This is a genomic window from Bowmanella yangjiangensis (assembly GCF_017255015.1).
In the GTDB taxonomy this organism is placed as follows: Bacteria; Pseudomonadota; Gammaproteobacteria; order Enterobacterales; family Alteromonadaceae; genus Bowmanella; species Bowmanella yangjiangensis.
On sequence record NZ_JAFKCS010000417.1, the window covers coordinates 1 to 680 of the forward strand.

Annotated in this window: 1 protein-coding gene; it reads left to right on the forward strand. The window is 65.0% G+C overall.

Features of this window, described 5'->3' with window-relative positions; translation table 11 throughout:
* On the forward strand, positions 1 to 583 hold a 583-nt coding region (locus J0A65_RS24900), incomplete at its 5' end, for an alpha/beta hydrolase (RefSeq protein ID WP_206596915.1).
* Positions 584 to 680 lie beyond the last annotated feature (97 nt).

The following is a 680-nucleotide window of genomic DNA, read 5'->3' on the forward strand; positions in this document are numbered from 1 at the left end:
GGCGCCGGAACATCCCTTTCCCGCTGCCCTGGAGGACGTGCGTGATACCTGGGACTGGCTGCAAGAAGGCGGTTTGGCGCTGGGGCTGGACCCGGCACGTGTGGCCCTGGGGGGGGACAGTGCTGGCGCGACCCTGGCCAGTGTGGTTTGTGCCGAGCTGGCTGCCACGCAGGAGGCAAAGCCCTGCGCGCAACTGCTGTTCTATCCGGCGGTGGACGCCCGCCAGACCAGCGAATCCCAAGAGCTGTTTGCCGAAGGGCATCTGCTGGAGAGCGCGACACTGGCCTGGTTCTACCAGCACTATGCAGAACAGCCGGCGCAGCGCCGTGACTGGCGTTGCTCGCCGTTGCTGGCCGAGGGGCAATTGCGTGGCAGTGCGCCGGCTCTTCTGCTGATCGCCGAGTTCGACCCTTTGCTGGATGAGGGCCTGGCTTATGCCGAGCATCTGCGCGAGCAGGGTGTGGTCGTGCAGAGCCGGCTATGTCGTGGCATGACCCATGACTTCCTGCGCATGGCCGGGCTGGTGCCGGAGGTGCTGGAGCACTACGAGCAGGCGGCAGCGTTTCTGCGACGCTACTGGTAGGGCGTATCGATCAAGGAGAAACTGGTGCGCTGTGCGCACCAGTCGTTGACGATGTGCTAGCCACGGCGTTCGCGCTGCATCAGCCAAAGGAAGTATG